The organism is Paenibacillus glycanilyticus (genome assembly GCF_023715145.1).
GTDB classification, from domain to species: Bacteria; Bacillota; Bacilli; order Paenibacillales; family Paenibacillaceae; genus Pristimantibacillus; species Pristimantibacillus glycanilyticus_A.
The window spans coordinates 479377-496017 of the sequence record NZ_JAMBNP010000005.1; the positions used below are offsets into that span (position 1 = coordinate 479377).

At 48.8% G+C, this 16641-nt stretch carries 10 protein-coding genes; 5 read left to right on the forward strand and 5 right to left on the reverse strand.

The window, feature by feature from the left end; all coding sequences use genetic code 11:
- The first annotated feature begins 48 nt into the window (after positions 1-48).
- A complete protein-coding gene (locus M3194_RS17160) occupies positions 49-4329 on the forward strand; it encodes a S8 family serine peptidase (RefSeq protein WP_251655291.1) in 4281 nt (1426 codons plus the stop codon).
- A gap of 119 nt (positions 4330-4448) precedes the next feature.
- Positions 4449-8171 carry a S8 family serine peptidase gene (locus M3194_RS17165; protein ID WP_251655292.1) on the forward strand — a complete coding sequence of 1241 codons (3723 nt, stop codon included), beginning with the start codon at positions 4449-4451 and terminating at the stop codon, positions 8169-8171.
- 322 nt (positions 8172-8493) lie between these two features.
- On the opposite strand, the gene M3194_RS17170 is transcribed toward M3194_RS17165, so the two are convergent.
- Complete coding sequence (locus tag M3194_RS17170) at positions 8494-9249, reverse strand: SDR family NAD(P)-dependent oxidoreductase (RefSeq protein ID WP_251655293.1); 756 nt, start codon at positions 9247-9249, stop codon at positions 8494-8496.
- Between the two features lie 217 nt (positions 9250-9466).
- Here M3194_RS17170 and M3194_RS17175 point away from each other — a divergent pair, with 217 nt between their 5' ends.
- A complete protein-coding gene (locus M3194_RS17175; RefSeq protein WP_251655294.1) occupies positions 9467-10354 on the forward strand; it encodes an AraC family transcriptional regulator in 888 nt (295 codons plus the stop codon).
- A gap of 173 nt (positions 10355-10527) precedes the next feature.
- Here the strand turns inward: M3194_RS17175 and M3194_RS17180 are convergent, their stop codons facing one another.
- The 4 genes from M3194_RS17180 to M3194_RS17195 are packed head-to-tail and all read right to left on the reverse strand — an operon-like array spanning position 10528 to position 14659.
- Positions 10528-11622, reverse strand: coding sequence for a GerAB/ArcD/ProY family transporter (locus M3194_RS17180; protein WP_251655295.1), 1095 nt, complete (start codon positions 11620-11622; stop codon positions 10528-10530).
- Between the two features lie 31 nt (positions 11623-11653).
- Positions 11654-11896 carry a hypothetical protein gene (locus tag M3194_RS17185; RefSeq protein ID WP_251655296.1) on the reverse strand — a complete coding sequence of 81 codons (243 nt, stop codon included), beginning with the start codon at positions 11894-11896 and terminating at the stop codon, positions 11654-11656.
- A gap of 4 nt (positions 11897-11900) precedes the next feature.
- Positions 11901-13067: a Ger(x)C family spore germination protein gene (locus M3194_RS17190; RefSeq protein WP_251655297.1), complete on the reverse strand. Its 1167-nt coding sequence runs from the start codon at positions 13065-13067 to the stop codon at positions 11901-11903.
- Positions 13068-13102: 35 nt separating this feature from the next.
- Positions 13103-14659, reverse strand: coding sequence for a spore germination protein (locus M3194_RS17195; RefSeq protein WP_251655298.1), 1557 nt, complete (start codon positions 14657-14659; stop codon positions 13103-13105).
- A 221-nt stretch (positions 14660-14880) separates the two neighbouring features.
- On the opposite strand from M3194_RS17195, the gene M3194_RS17200 reads away from it, so the two are divergent.
- Positions 14881-15243 (forward strand): hypothetical protein, encoded by a 363-nt coding sequence (locus M3194_RS17200; protein WP_251655299.1) that lies wholly within the window; start codon positions 14881-14883, stop codon positions 15241-15243.
- Positions 15244-15517: 274 nt separating this feature from the next.
- Positions 15518-16627 (forward strand): betaine/proline/choline family ABC transporter ATP-binding protein, encoded by a 1110-nt coding sequence (locus M3194_RS17205; protein WP_251655300.1) that lies wholly within the window; start codon positions 15518-15520, stop codon positions 16625-16627.
- Positions 16628-16641 lie beyond the last annotated feature (14 nt).

A 16641-nucleotide genomic window follows, 5' to 3' on the forward strand; every position in this document is an offset into this window, starting at 1 on the left:
CTTGCTTTTGAACTTGTCTATCATTTTGCGGAAATGGGGAACGAACCTTTGAAAAACGCACTCCTAAAACATTTGGCTGCTTTCGCTGCCGCCGCCATGCTGCTGACAAACCTGCCTTCGCAGGCCATGGCCGAAGATCGTGACGTGACCGCTGGCGTAATGAGCGTGCATCCGGAAATCGATTATAAGAAACTGAGGGAAGCGCTTGCCGATACGAAAGCATCTAGCATGTCAATGCCAATTTTATCGCCGAACCTCAATACGAAATCAGCGAGCGAAGTAAACGTCATTGTACGGTTCAGCAAGGAGCCGATTGCTGTCGGCAAATATTCAGCCCAGTTGCGCAGACAGGCTTTCTCCGCGCAGGCTGCGACGCAGGCGATTCAACAGGAACAAGCCTCTTTCGTTACTGCCTCTAAGGCGAAGGGGGTATCCCTGAAGGTGAGTCGCAAGTTCAATACGATCCTGAACGGAATGGAAATCACGGTGCGCGCGGATCAGCTTCCGACGCTGGCGAAGCTGCCGGGCGTCGTAGGCATTAGCGAAAACCTGACGTATTATCCGCTTGCCGCAGACGGAGGCGGAGCGGCCGTCGCAGCAGAGCCGTCGTACGAGGAAGCGCCGCTCAAGCAAATCGGAGTCAACAAAGCGTGGGAAGAGGGCTATACGGGCAAAGGCATGAAGGTGGCCGTCTTGGATACGGGCGTTGATTACATGCATCCGGATTTGCGTATTGCGGGTGGCTACGATACCTTCTATCAGGACGAGGATCCTTACGAAGAGCCGCCTCTTACGCCTATGCAAGATCCTCTCGGCATCGGATTCGAAGGCACGCAGCACGGAACGCACGTTTCGGGGACGATCACGGGCCGGGCAAGTAACGCTGGGGCGGCGCAAGTTCAGAAGGGTGTCGCTTATGAAGCGGATCTTTACGTTTATAAGGTTCTGGGTCGAATTGACGATGGACGGGTAGTAGGGTCCTCGGCCACGATCATCGATGGTCTCGATCGGGCGGTTCGAGCTGGCGTTGACGTCATCAACATGTCGCTCGGCTCGGACGAGAACAAGAACCCGAATTCGCCGGATTCAATCGCGGTCAACAACGCGGTACTGGCGGGAGTGACCGTTGTTGTCGCGAACGGCAACGCCGCGACGCAGGGTCCTTATTATTATTCGATGGGTACGCCGTCGGGAGCTCAGCTCGCCTTCTCCGTCGGCGCGGTTACGAGCCCAAGCGATATTCCGATCTATAACGCGATAGTCAAGCATCAAATCTCGGGCGGCGCGCCATCCGAAGCGAAGCCGCTGAAACTTGGCGAATGGAAGTTAGGCCAAGAAGACTTCGGGACTCTATTCGGAGCAGATCCGATTGAAGCGGTGTACGTCGGCCTCGGCAAAGAATCCGATTATAAGAACGTGAACGCAGCAGGCAAGATTGCGTTCGTGTCACGCGGCGATATTACGTTCGTCGAAAAAATGGCCAACGCCAAGAATCATGGCGCGCTCGCCGTTATCATGTTCAACGGAAACTCAAAGCTTGTCGACGGTCAGTCGGTTCCCGATCTGACCGAGGATCAGGTCGGGCGCAATGGTTTGATCGGCCTTGATTCAGGTCCTGGCGCTGACAGCATTCCGACGTTTGACATGTCCGGTGTTGAAGGCCGATCGATCGCGCGTCAACTCGGCACGGGCAAGACGCTCAACTTCACTTTCGAAGCTTTTCAGAAGCAGAGAAACGAAGGCGACCATATGGCCGATTTCAGCTCCCGCGGGCCGAACTCGGACGGCAATTACGGCATCAAGCCGGATCTTGTGGCGCCTGGCGTCAATGTTTACTCGACTTGGCCAATGTACGGCAAAGTTAACCCGGGTGCAGATTACAGCAAAGCTTATATGCGCGAATCGGGAACGAGCATGGCCACGCCTCACGTAGCGGGACTCGCGCTTCTCGTGAAAGAGGCGCATCCGGATTGGGGTCCCCTCGATATCCGCGCCGCGCTGGACAATACGTCCGAAGGCATTCTCGACGAGTCGGGAACGCGTTATGACGTGTATTCCCAAGGCACTGGCCGGGCGAACGTAGCTGGCGCGATCGCGACGCCCGCATTGTTGAAATCGATGGATCCCATTACGGTCTACGACAGCTATATGAACGCGACCCACATGGCAAGCGAGGCGGGCAGCGTCAGCTTCGGCATGATCGACGCCGGAATGGCGGCATCGAAGCCGCTGGAACTGGAGAACAAGTCGGATGAGGCGCTGGCCTATAAGGCCAAAGTGGAGATGCATCCGCTGGTCACTTCGGATCCGGATCCGCTTCGAGCCGTACCGACCCCGGACGTGACCAAAGTCGACATGACCTTGGAAGGTGTGGGCGGCGACGGAACGATCATGGTCGGTCCTTATGGGGCTACGGACTTTACTCTAACGGCTAAAGCGTTGGCAGATGCGGCGGATGGCGTTTATGAAGGGGAAGTGGTCCTGGAAAGCGAAGGATTGCCGAATCTCCGCCTGCCGTTCGTCATTCACGTCGGCGAGGATTCCGACCCGACGGAATGGGGCGTATCCGACATGAGGACGTCGGATGTCATTGCTGCTCCAGACCACCCTATCGATGTGTCGGCGAAGCTTAACGCTAAAGACATGCAGCAAGTATTGCTCGTCGCCTTGCCGTTTGATCCGAACGGATTGGAGTGCATGGTGTCCAGCATGTACGATGAAGAGCTTGCGCCGATTGCACCGGGACCAATCAAGTTTGAGCAGATCGATGGCAGCTGCTGGGGTTTCCCCGAGTATGACGACGAAGGAAATTATAATCTGGAGCAGCTGGACGGAATGTATGAGCTTGCCATTATTGCGCAGCATATCGACAAAGTAACGGGCGAAGCCGATTTTGAGCACATGTCAATCGCTTACTCGACTATGAAGTTCAGTAAGTCGAATATCGGCGATCCCGGTGACGGCGACCCCGGTGACGGCGATCCCGGTGACGGCGATCCCGGTGACGGCGACCCGGGTACCGGCAATCCGGGTACTGGCAATCCAGGTACCGGCAATCCGGGTACTGGCAATCCGGGCAATGGAGGTACAACGGGCAGTGAGGGAGATACGCCGCCGGCAAGCGTTATCGCGCCGACCGTTGTTGAAGATGGGCAAACGGTGGCAGCCGCCAAGACAGCCTCCGCTCTCCAAGGCGATCGGCTAATCGCGACCGTGACGGACGAGGCGCTACAGCAGGCGCTCGCTGCCGCGAAATCCTCTCCGGTAGCTATCTCGCTGAGTGCGTCAGACAAGGATGCGGCGGAAGCGCAGCTTCAACTGACGCCTGCGCAAGTCGACTTGCTGCGCAAAGCGCCTGCGAACAGCTCGATCATCTTCACATGGAACGAATCATCGTCCGTTGCTTTCCCGTTGTCGGCGCTCGCCGGCGCTTCCGAAGGCGCGGCATTGAACATTCAAATCGCGAAGAACAGGGAAGCTAAGGCCATATTCCAAGCTGCATATCCGGAAGCTACTCTTTTGGGAGACGCTTACGCGTTTGAGGCGGAATTCGCAGTAAACGGCAAGTTGACGCCGGTATCCTTCCAGCCGGAACAGTCGTTCAAGCGTTCCTTCGTAATCGGGCAAAGTGCGGATATCTCTTCAGCTGGCGCATTGTATGAAGAAGACGGCATGGTCAGTCCTGCAGCCGCGAAGGTCAAAACGGTTGGCAGCACGGCGATCATGACGGTCGACCGTCCGGGCATGTCGACTTATGCAGCGGCAAAACGCCATGTTGCATTTAACGATATCGACAAATCCTGGGCAAAGAGCCAAATTCAATCGTTGGCCGACATGTTCCTGCTGAACGGCACGAAGGCGGGACAATTCGAGCCGAAGGCGAATGTCACGCGAGCTCAATTCGCGTCCATGCTCGTTCGTGGACTTGGCTTGCAGCGGACAACGGAGCCGGCACCGTTCGGCGACGTGACGCCGAAAGATTGGTTTGCCAAGGACGTCGCCGCGGCGTACGAGGCGGGTCTCGTCGAAGGCGCGGACGGTAACTTCCGTCCTAACGCCCAAATCAGCCGTCAAGATCTGACGGTTATGCTGGCCAGAGCGGCCGAGCTCCTCAAGCTTACCAAAGTGTCCGGTACGCATAAGCCTTATGAGGACGCGGCGCGGATCAGCCCGTACGCACAATCCAGCGTACAGAAGGTAAGCGACCTCGGTCTAATGGAGGGGTATGCAACGAAGAATGGCATCGCGTTTGATCCGCTCGGCGCGACAAGCCGCGAAGCCGTAGCGAAGGTGCTTCACAACTTGTTGACAGCCGCTGGTTTAATTTAATTGTCATTTGGGATTGCACGCAAGAATGGGGAGGAGAAGGGAAGCGAAGGATCTGCTTCCCTTACTCGGCTCAAAGCTTGTAGGCGCAATATTATCTATGACAGAAGGAGCCCAAAACCTTGAAAAGACATAGAAGCAAACAAGTGCTTGCCGCGGCGCTTTCATTGGCGACGGCGTTCGGTCTGACGGTTACGAGTTTCGCTGCTGGTGCGGGAGCGGCGGTCGATCAGGAGCCGGTGAAGCAAACAACCCTAAACCAAATGCGAAAAAGCCAATGGCCTCCGACTGCTTCGATTCCTGTCATTACGGACAGCTTGTCGTCGGACGACGGCATCGTGCCGCAGACGGTGTTTTCGATTCCAGTGACCGAGCAGGACAAATTTCTAACCAGCCTCCGAAAACAGCGGGAAGCGACGGCAACTGAAGAACGAAGCCGGATTATCGTCAAATTCAAGCAAGGTGCGGCCGACGCGACGTACCGCTCCGAATTCGCCGCGACCTCGGAAGCTCGGATGCTTCCGGGCACGGATCTGATGGTGTTGGAAACGATGCCCGCCAACGCAACAACTATTTTAGCCGAGCTGAAGGACGATCCGAATGTGGAATTTGCGGAGCTGGACGTCAAGGTCCGTATGGCCTCCGTGCCGAACGATCCTTTGTTCCCCAACCAATGGGGACTTCACAACGTTGGACAAATCATAGACGGACCGATTAAAGGTTTGCCCGGCTTTGATATAAACGTCATGAAGGCGTGGGAAATGGGGCATGACGGCAACGATGTTGTTGTTGCTGTTCTGGATACGGGCATTGACATTTCTCATCCCGATCTGAAAGCCAACATTTGGCGAAACGCGGGAGAAATTCCGAATAACGGCATGGATGATGACGGGGACGGTTACGCGGATGACGTGAACGGTTGGGACTTCTATAACGACGATCGGACGGTCTTTGACGCGAGTCAAGGGGATTTCCACGGCACAGCGGTGGCCGGCGTCATCGCAGCATCGGCTAATAACGGCGTCGGGATTTCGGGTGTCGCTCCAAACGTGCAGGTTTTACCGCTGAAGGTACTCGGTCCGGACGGAACGGGATACGCTTCCGATGTCATTCGCGCCATTCACTATGCAGACCGCGCGGGAGCACGCATTGCGAACATGAGCTGGACGACGGATACGTACAGCAGAGCGCTCGAGGATGCGATCAAAGCTTCCTCGATGCTATTCACCGTCTCTGCGGGGAATGAGGTAAAGGAAGATAATACCTTAAAAGCGCCGAAAAACCTGGACGAATACCCTGTATATCCGGCATCGTATGACAGTCCGAATCTCGTATCGGTCGCTTCGGTAGGCGCGGATGGATCTTTTGCCTATTTCAGCAACTACGGACAAAAGACGGTAGACTTGGCTGCTCCGGGCTTCGCGGTGCTTAGTACGGTTCCGAGCCGGAATATCGGACTTGGTGCACAGATCGATAACGGTACGTTTAAGGCGGTTTATAACGTTATCGGGTTCGAAGCCATGCAAATCGTTGAACAGCGGCGAGAGGCTTTCAACAACGCGATGCAATTTCTAAGCAACACCGACGGCGAGAAGCCGTCCGTGCTGCTTGTGCAGGACGATATGCATGACATCGGCAATCCGGACACGCTCCCGGTTTATGCCAATCTGCTGGAAGACGCCGGTTATGAGTATGACGTGGAGACGGTGCCGATGGGAGCTAACGGCCCGGCACTCGACAAGCTGACGGACTATGAAGCGGTGATCTGGTTTACGGGCTTTGGCAATTCGTCCCTCGAAGAGGCTGATGTCGAGAACATGACCGCCTATTTAAATGGCGGCGGCCATCTGCTTTTGACCGGTCCCGGCTCATTATTCCGATTGGCAGATTCGCCGTTTGTGCGCGATACGCTGCATTTGGACTTCGTTCGTTTTGAGGATAGCGAAAACGAAAGCTGGGGCTTTGCATCCGGCGTTGCCGGCACGATCTATGATGGCGCTAATTACAGTCTGAAGGATCAAGGCATCTTCAGCGACGTAGAAACAAACGACGCTGCTGTCGCTAGAATCAACCTGGAAATTCCGGTGGAGGATTATGGCAAGAGCACGGGAACGTCTATTTCCGCTCCGTATGCCGCGGGAGTCGCCGCGCTGCTGCTTGGTCAAGATCCGGCTCAGGATGCGGCTACCGTCAGAACGCGTCTCTTGCTTAGCGGCAAACCGCTCGATTCGTTGAAAGGCAAAACTTCGAACGGCAAAATGCTAGATGCCTTCGGTGCGCTGAGTGACGACGAACTGCCGGGCAGGTCGCTTGAAGGCGGGAGCCTGTCAGGCAAATTGGATTTAACCGAGAATTGGGATGATGTCTATTTCGTCCATCTGCTTCAAGGCGATACGCTGTCGTTAACGCTGACGGGGAGCGCGGAGTCGGATTTTGACCTTTACCTATATGATAATTCCGCCAAGACGATTCAATCCAGCGTTGGAATGGTTGCGCATTCGGAGACGGAGGGCAGCTCGGGAGAATCCATTGTCTACCGGGCTCTCGAGACGGGCTATTACTTTGTAAACGTGCACGCATTCGAAGGGGCCGGGACCTACAAGCTCAACGCTACCCTTGACCGCACGTCGACGCATGGCGAAGGCGTCTATGAGAATAACGATCCGGCGCTTGAGTACGTCGGCAAATGGTCTACGGTTTCCGACGCAGGCTATTCGAACGGCACGCTCAAACGCTTGGATGCCGCTGGCAGCGTAAGCTTTGCGTTCTATGGCGGTGAAGTGGCTTGGCTGGGCATGAAAGGACCGGATCAAGGCATCGCGGACGTCTTCATCGACGGCGTGAAGGTAGCCTCCCCGTCCTTATTCAACAAGTGGAAACAATTGAACCAAGTTATTTGGAAGCAATCCGTGCCGAAAGGCCCTCATACGCTGACGATCAAATGGACGGGAATGAAGGATTCGTTATCGACCGGTACGTCCATTAACGTCGACGCCATTCAGGTGGCCGTTCCATCTGAAGCGTATACGGTCCGGCTAGAGGAGAATGATCTGGATTTCGAATTCAAGGGCAGTTGGAAGAAGCGGTCGGACGCGGAGTTCTCGAATGGGCATGCCATGGAGTCGAATACAGTCGGTGACGAAGCCGTGCTTTCTTTTACCGGGACGAGAGCCGTATTGTTGTCTAAACAAATAGCAAGCGAAAATCCGATGATTGCCGTAACCGTCGATGATCGTCCCGAGTCGGAAGTCATTATCAATTTGAATGCGGTTAAGGATGCCTATCAGGCTGCGGTCTTCGATACGGGCAAGCTGCCAAACGGGAAGCATTCCATACGGATCATCAACGTGACGGAAGTTGTCTCAATCGGGAAAAAGCCGGTCATCGTCGACACTCTGATCGTGACGAAGGCGACGAAGGAGGAAGCGGTCAATACGAGTACAACATCCATTGAAGACACGAACGCTTCTGTCAAATTCGAAGGATTGTGGCAGACGAATCTGTCGCCTCGCAACAGCGGCAATAGCGCCAGGTATTCGAACCAAACGAATAGCTCGGTAGAGGTAAAGCTGCGAGGTACCAAGATCATTATAATAGGGACCAAAGGACCGGATCGTGGCAAAGCTGACATTTATGTAGACGGCGAGCTCGTGACGCCGAGCCATATCGATTTGTACAGTCCGTCCTACGAATTCCAGTCTCGCTTGTTCGAGCTGCCCGATTTGGGCAGCAAGCAGCACACGATCAAAATCGTCAACGTTGGCGATAAAAACCCGAAATCATCGGGCTATTACATTTCCTTCGACGCGATTAAGGTCATTGGCGATCAATTTGATCTGGATTGAAACGGTTAAATTAGGTGTAAGCATAAATAGAAGGAATAGACTCATGAGCAAGTGGGATCTTTATAAAAACGATTAAGACAATTCGCGAAAAGCCCAGCAGGATCGGTTTTTGATCTGCTGGGCTCTTTTTTATATATTGCCGTAATGTAACATCACTTATATATAATCCTCCTCAACAGGTTCGAGCTGCTATCACCTATATATGACTGAATGTGGTTCAAGTGCCTGGATAATAAACGGGGTGTCCCATAAGTCATGAAAATGACGATAGGACACCCCTGTATATCTCTTCCCATCCTTATTGCTCAAATGAACACCCTTCTTAAAGCAAATGTCCGCCAGACACTTCAATGTCCTGGGCTGTAACCCAGCTGAAATCATCGGACAATAAGTTCACAATGACCTTCCCAATATCTTCGGGTTGGCCGATTCTGCCAAATACAGATTGCTCAGCCAGCGGCTTAATGAATTCAGGATGTTTATCGAATGCTCCATCACCAAAATTGCTGTGCGTAGGACCAGGAGAAACGGCATTAACCCGAATTTGGCGAGGGGCAAGTTCTTTGGCGATGTAGCGAGTCCAAGTTGAGAATGCTGCTTTTAACGATCCGTAGGCAGAGTAGCCTGGAAATGATTGGTTCTTTGATGAACTCGTAGTATTTACAATGGCTCCAGCATCCTCCATGAATCTGACAAGCTGTTGTGTTAAAAAAATCGGTCCTTTGAAGTTCGTATTAAGAATCTTGTCGAAATATTCTTCGCTCATCTCAGAGAACATCATTGGCCCGCCAATACCGCCATTATTAACTAAGTAATCAAAAGTCGTTCTGTTCCAAATTTCTTTGAGGCACTTTTTCACTTCTAGAACGAAACCCTCGAATGATGATAGTTGAGTGAGATCCAACTTCAGTGCTACTGCCCGAACTCCACTATTCTTCTCAATTTCCTTAACGACAGCTTCCGCCCGGTCCTTATAGGAATTGTATGTGAGAATGACGCTAATTCCGCGCTGGCCAAGCCCAAGAGCCGTCGCCTTTCCAATGCCATTACTTCCGCCTGTTACAATTGCAATTTTCATAAGTTCACTCCTTTTTTGTGTTCGATCTGGATTTAATATTAGTCGCATCTGCTGAGTTAATATAGATCTAATCATGCCTTCTTATTGCCTAAAAACACCATAGACCCGTTCGAATAACCTCGATTATCCCTAATATTTATCATAAGAAGAGCCTAAAAGTGCCGAATCATTTCAGAGTGGTGTTGAGGAATAAGAAGTCGTGTAATAAAATAAATGTATGAATAAAATCCTTGATGAAATTATTGATCTAATGAAAAGTGCAGGCACTCGACCAATTGAAAGCGGAGTACCCGGGCTAAGTATGATTAAGGGAGACATTCCCGCACATCAGCTTGCAGCGCTCTACGAGCCGATGATTGGTTTTACGGTTCAAGGAACAAAGATTCTTTCCATCGGGGAGCGTTGCACTGACCTCAAAGGGCCATCCTATTACGTGTTACCGGTACATGTTCCTGCAACGGCGAGTGTACACCCAGATCATGAAGGCCGTCCTTACATGTCCCTTGGTCTTAGGTTAAATCAGGATGTTCTTCAGAGTTTATTAAGAGATCTGCCTGAGAATCTAATCCCAACTGCTTCCGAGCATTTCGCAGCTTGTGAAATAGACATTGAATTTATGGCGGCATGGCTGCGCTTATTGCGATTATCGAAGACACCAAAAGATATTCCAGCTCTTGCACCAGCTTATGAGCGCGAAATCCTTTATCGCGTTCTGATGGGACCACAAGGATGGAATCTGAGGCAATTTGGTCTGCAGGAAAGTAATTTATCTAAGATTTCCCAGATTGTAAAATGGTTTCGCGCAAATTTTATGAAGCCAATAGACATTGGTGATCTGGCATCAAAATCTGGTATGGCTGTGAATACCTTTCACCGTCAGTTTAAAAGGGCAACCGGTTTAAGTCCTATTCAATTTCAAAAGCAATTAAGGCTTTTGGAGGCAAGAAACCTCATTGCATTTGAGGGCTATTCAGTAACCAGTGCCGCATTTCATGTTGGCTATCAAAGTCCTTCACAGTTTAATCGAGAGTACTCCCGCTTCTTCGGTTCATCTCCAGCCCGGGACACGGAGAAACTAAGACGAATCGAAAGCACGAGGGATTAGATCATGGGGTCTTTTTTGTACAATTCGCACATGTAGATGGTGGGGGAAATAAAGATGTTTAACGAAGGTCCAACAAAATGTCCAAAAGTGAAAGAGAACGTAAATCATACAAATACAACATACTCATTATCAAAGAAATCAGTTGAATAGTTTTACCGGATGAAACTTACGGACTACTTTTGTTTGCAACTCGCGATCAGAGTCAGGAGCAGCAGCGGAACAAATCCAGCTGCACCAATCCATAACGGCCATTTGCTCGAGACGATATCGAACCATTGAATCTCGCTATCGAATATGACAACCGACAGGAACAAGGTGATAAGAGCAAGAGGGAATATCAGAAGCCGATCGTTCTGCAGGGCAAATAAACGATTTAAAGTTAGATTCAAAACAAACAACACGACTGTCGCTTTCATGTAAGAACCGGCGATTAATGTCATGCCTATAACGGATTCTATTCGCTGAATAATGTCCTGAAAGTCAATTAGACGCGCAACCATATATAAAGAATATTTGACATCGCCTGAGACCGGTCCGGCTACAAAAATGACACAAATCACGGATAAGATTAAAATGACGGTGTTGAGAAGTAATGCGATATACATCCATCGGTTTAAACTGTATTTTTTGCCCGGATTCTTCTTTGCGAACGGCAGCAGCATGGCAAACAGAAAAGATTCCGCGAACGGAAATCCAAACGAAAAGTAGGCACCGTGCAAAACCGGCTTAATGCCGTCCGGCATGATTGGTAATATATAGTCAGGATGATAATTGGGTATCGAGAGCAGCAGCACGATAAATACGAAAAACAGCATAATCAAAATAAGGTTCGTGAACATGCGAACCATTACTTCAATGCCTGCCCGAACTGTAAAAGCAATGAGCGTGAAGGTGAAGGCGTTGAACACAAAGATTGGCGTTTTTTTCATCATCGTTGTGGTTAAGAATAATCCCATATCAAGCACGATTCCGGAAGCCATATGACACATAGTCAGGATGAGAGGGACCGATAATAATGCGGTCAACCAAGGTCCCACCATTTTCTTGGCATAATCAATATACGTAGAGCCCGGATATTTATTATGCAAATAAAGCATACAGGCCAAAGCAAAGAAACCAAAAGCGCTTGAAATGAGAAGAGACAGCCAAGCTCCGTTTTTTGCGAAGCCGATGAGCGGACCTGGGATGTTGATAATAGCGGATCCGGTCATGAAGATAAAAAACAAGGTGGACATTTGCACGGGACTGACCGTTTCTTTTACATTCATAACAAAACCCCCACACGATAGTTGAACCATATCAGGACTTGGATTCAAAATAGGTTGTGATCATTTTCGCCGGCGCGGAAAAAATAAAATCGGCAACGTTATGAAGATCCGGCCAATCTTTTCCTGCAGCATAATCAAGTCCCAGATAGATGGCTGCCGTGATGGAGATCCCGTAAACGGCACGCCCTCGCTTGTTGCTTTTTTTATAGTTAGGAGCGTCAAAGACGAGTACTACCGCGATGATCAGGATCACAATAGCGAGTCGAATTAACATTCATTCACTTCTCCTTATACTCGGAGTATGGTTTTCCAACGTTGACGCCGGTATGAAGTAATTGAATCTCAACGTGGCACTCGAAAGTAGCAAGGTCGAAACGCTCGTCCCAATTCTCTCTCCAACGTTTCCATACTGCAGGATGCTTGGCGAATATTTTGTTGCCAATACCTATCGCGTCCAGCCGTTTGGTTTGTAGTTCATCTATTAAATCCAAAAATTCCTGTTCAACCGCTTTTCTAATTCTTTCTTTAAATGCGCTCTCATCTTCTCTAGTAACAATGGAGGAACAATGCATCTCGCTAACCGTTCCTGTAATTTTCGTATTGAACTTAACGGTCAGCGAATCTTTCTGAATAAAAGTCGCAGTCTTCGTCTTTGCCGAGAGGACTTCGAGACCGTCCTTCACTTTGTCGTTCCCTTTACCGCAAGGGATTTCAATACTGCCCTCCTTGAATTGATTGGTCAGCATCAAGAGCTGCTGAACTTTTGTCGGAGACAGGGAACTTACCTGCTTACCGCCTTTTATAATAGAAATGCCCGAAGCTGAAAGCTCTTCGGTCTTTTTGGATAATTGAATGTAGGGGAGCAGGGCAATTCCGACCTCGCTGTGCAGTTGGATGCTTAGATCCAGAAGACTCGAGTGAATGGACTTTGCCGAATAACGGGTTGCCGCAATCTCCAAGGACCGCAGCTGCTCACCGAGTGTTGATTCGATTATCGGTTTTACTTTCAAATAGTCAGCGGCTTCTCCCTTTGTAGCAAGTACTAAAGCCGTCCCCCGCGGTTCATGATCTCTGGCGAAAAAATCCATGATATCCCCGATATCCCGCTGCTGGAGAACTTTTTCATTGATTAGAATGACGCGCATATGATCCCACTTGGCTTTACGCCCGAAATGTAGCGAGATGTCCCTGATCGCTTCAAAAACCGTATAGGCCTCGGATTGAATCGTAAACGATCTTGGACCTGATTGTTTACCAGCTTCGCTGCCTTCGCTCCCCCCGGTTGGTTTGAAGAAAAGCGTGGTCAATTTCAGTTTGCCGGCTTTTGTTTTATCAAAAGCTACGGCCTGAACATAGCCGAACTCAACCAGCTCGGATTTATCCCAGCACCCGGTTAAAAGGAACAGACAGAGGAGTATAATGGCTATTGAATGGATTGTTCTCATAATCATTTTTCTCCTCTACGGACGGTCTCGAATCGTTATGATTTCCGCTGTTTGTGCATGTGCTTGTTCCGCGGCGACCGGAGAAGAGTCTTCAAAGGAGCGCGTATCCATACATCACGAAGCTCGCGTATGCGCAGCGGAGCGAACGTTGCCAAATAAGGCTGCCCAAGGGATCTGAGAGACGTCAAATGCAAGTGAATAAACAGCAGCCCCATCATTAATCCGAAGCCGCCCAAAGTTCCGGATAATATCATTAACGGAAAACGCAGTACCCTGAGCGCTACCCCGAGCGAATACTGAGGCATGGAAAAGGAAGCGATTCCTGTCAAAGCTACTATAATAATCATTATAGGCGAGGCAATTTTAGCTTGAATGGCAGCTTGTCCAATGACTAAAGCCCCAACAATACTAACAGCTGAGCCGACAGGTCGGGGGAGGCGTATACCAGCTTCACGCAGAAGCTCGAAGAAAAACTCCATTAACAAAGCTTCCACAAGTGCTGGAAACGGGATGCCTTCACGAGTTTCCAGAACAGCCATCAACAGTACGGTAGGGATCAGCTCTGAGTGAAAGGTGCTCATTGCAATATAAATACTTGGTAGCGTAAGCGCCATGAAGAAAGCAATAATCCTAAGCTGCCGCAATAGAGTTGCCTCGACCGTTCGGTAATAGTAATCCTCGCTTGTCGCAAAAAATTCGGCGAACAGACCGGGACAGATCATAATGGATGGCGAGCCTGAAACCATAACGATGATTTTGCCATCTAATACGGCGGCGATTCCCGTATCGGGCCTCTCCGTATAGCGATACTGCGGGAAAGGGGAATAGGTGCTGTCTTCTATTAATTCCTCAATAAAAGAGGTATCCAGTATTTCAACATCTTTTGTTGCTTCAAGTCGTTTTTTGAACTCTTTCAGCGTTTCTGGATTAACGGCGCCTTCTAAGTAGCCGAATGCGGCTGTAGTCTGGCAATCACCGCCCGTAGAAAACATCTCAATTTTAAAAAGGTGGTTTCTCAATCGAGTCCGAAGCAAACCAATGTTTTTCGTTAGATCCTCTGTGGTGCTGTCATGTGGACCACGTACTACAGGCTCTGTAATTGGCTCGTTTACCGCTCTCGATTCAACAGAAAAAGCGTTAAAGCTGAGAGCTTTATTCCACATGTCAAAAAAGATAACCACATGTCCGCTCATCATTTGTTTTACGGCATCGGTCAGTGCTTCTACGATTGAAACGCGGTTCGAGGTTACACCTCGGCTTTCAAAAAAATGCACGATATTCTCAGGTTCGATTGTATGAAATACCTCTGATTCTTGGGCGACAATATCCAGGAAAGCAGATCTTAAGAAAAGAACTTCCTTCTCTTCCACAATGGTGCTGCAATGAACTGAGAGTGCTTCATATTGATACGCGGCACCATACCGGGAGGGCTGCATGACAATGTCGTGACTATGTGAAAAAATCTTTTCCAATTCTTCTCGGGTACAGGACAAGCTTTGTGAAATCGATTTTTGAATGTCGCTTTCGGGCGTATCGCTAACAGGGGTATTTTTGATTTGCTTATTTTCCCCGGACCTGTTGTTAGACGTCATAGCTGTGTCCTTTCTTGAGGTAACCTAGGATATATTGTTCCAATATCCGGTAAAGCTATTCATTATCATGAACTGCCCAATCGGCTCGAAACAGCGGAATTCATGATGTACTTGTCTATATGACGAGTCAGAATCAACAAACTGCAGCGGATTGGAGGATCTACTGCAGCTTTGTTGAAGTAAAGGGCAGCATTTCTATATGAAGAATAACAGAAGATGGAATGGAGTTTGTCGGACCATATAATTTTAACTTTGTACAAGCAGTCAAAGAACTCAAGAAAATAGATAATATAAAAAATGACCCAACATTGAAAAGTTGGAACTCATTCGATGATGCTTGTTATTTTCTCTATAATGACGGGCAGTACAAAGTTGAAATTGAATTAAATGTTGGCACTCTATCTGAAAAGGCTGAGATGATATCTGTCATAACTAATTACTATAAAATAGAAGGAAGTGTAACTGAAGCAATACATATTTGCAAGGTGCTATGCAACTCCTTGAACTTAGATTGTTGGAGTATGAAACTTCGCAAGATTGTTGATTTGAATGATGCACAAGATGTAGAGAGAGAATACAATTAATAACTTCAACAAACTAAGAAGTAAGTCTTAATTCATCATTGAACTACCATGAAAATTCATTGAAGTAACATTGTTTGCCGACATCCAATTTCTTTGAAAGAGAAGACTTGTCAATATGGTGTTTGGATATACGAAAATACAGAAACATGAATGAAATTTTTTCTCAATCAGTAAGCTTCTGTATACGTTAAGGGATCACCTCTCATAATGATGAGATACTTTTGACATAATAACCTCAAAATGCATAAAGAAAGCGGAAACCGAGGTGCCTTCCTTGATACAGTTCAATAATGTCGTGAAGAAATATAAAGACGGCGCTCCTGCCTTGAAAGGAATAAATCTAGAAATAAAAAAAGGAGAACTAGTTACGCTTATCGGCCCGAGCGGTTGTGGCAAAACAACAACCATGAAGATGATCAACCGTCTTGTTGAGCCCACTTCCGGCAGTATCCGAATTGATGGACAAGATATATCGAAAATAAACCCGATCGAGTTACGTCGAAACATTGGTTACGTTATTCAGAATATCGGTCTTTTTCCGCATATGAAGATAAAGGATAATGTTGAAATTGTCCCAAGATTAAAAAAAATGGATAAGAATGCATATCAAAGCAGAACGAATGAGTTGATGGATTTGGTTGGGCTCGATCCGAGCCTGTACAAAAACCGTTATCCGGCGGAATTAAGCGGGGGTCAACAGCAACGAATCGGAGTCATTCGCGCAATGGCTGCAGAACCTTCCATCATTTTAATGGATGAGCCATTCAGCGCACTCGATCCAATCAGCAGAGAGCAACTGCAAGATGAACTTATCCGCTTGCAAGAGGAAGTAAGGAAAACGATTGTCTTTGTTTCCCACGATATGGACGAAGCGTTGAAAATTGCTGATCGTATTGTTCTTATGCAAGAAGGAGAAATTATTCAAGCAGATACTCCAGAGTATATTATTAATCGGCCCAAAAACGATTTCGTCCGTACCTTTATCGGTGAAGATCGATTAAAACAGCCGGCAAAGCTGCTGGTCGAGCACGTGATGCTGTCTAATCCTGTAACTGTTGATCCGACAAGAGAATTGGTTCACGGATTAGAGCTAATGAGAAACCACGATGTGAACAGGCTGCTTGTAATCGATAACGATCGAATTATAAAGGGTATGGTAACAAAGGAAATGCTAGAGGAGCAGTTTCGTCACGAAGAACTTGTCATTCAAGATATTATGAACACTAAAGTTGTGTCCGTCCCTGTCGGAACCGACATCGCAGAAGCCGTGGAGATGATGGAGCAACATGATATTCAAAACCTGCCAGTTATTAATTGTGATGGAAAACTGACCGGTTTGGTTACTAATTCTAGTTTAATTACTGCTTTATTAAAACAGCAATGATGCGGAGTTGAACC